Annotated in this window: 1 pseudogene; it reads left to right on the top strand. The window is 48.6% G+C overall.

Going from position 1 to position 481, the window contains the following annotated elements:
• Positions 1-481, top strand: a pseudogene (locus RX395_RS10010) (hypothetical protein); the annotation flags it as partial.

Here is a 481-nt window from a genome sequence, read left to right as displayed (position 1 = left end):
CAACTGGGATATTGAAACAAACAGCTTCCCCACGCTGTATGCTCCAGATTCTTTCCGCGTACAAATGATAAAGAGTGCCCAGGGACTTTTAAGTAAACCGTGGTCCAAAATGTTTTTTGTTAAACGAGTTACTGTTGAAGCATTTTACCAGTTGATGAACTTCCTTGGGGCAGAGACGGTATTCAACCATGCCGATTACCGGCTAATGTCCAAGCGCGCTCTGGAGGGCCTGGCTCAGTTTCATGAGGTGAACCTATTCCTTCGAGGTATTGTACCCATGATCGGTTACCGTACTGGAACCGTGGAATATGAGCGTGGAGAACGCTTTGCCGTGAAGAACAAGTATCCCCTGAAAAAGATGCTCTCCTTCGCGCTAGAAGGTATTACCAGCCCTTCCACCAGGCCCATCCGGTACATCACCATCCTGGGCTTTTTGGTCTTTCTGGCAAATACCCTCATGCTGGCGTACTCTGTGATCCGC

Origin of the sequence: Collinsella aerofaciens (assembly GCF_032584215.1) — a bacterium.
In the GTDB taxonomy this organism is placed as follows: domain Bacteria; phylum Actinomycetota; class Coriobacteriia; order Coriobacteriales; family Coriobacteriaceae; genus Collinsella.
This window is presented reverse-complemented; position numbering and strand designations above follow the sequence as displayed.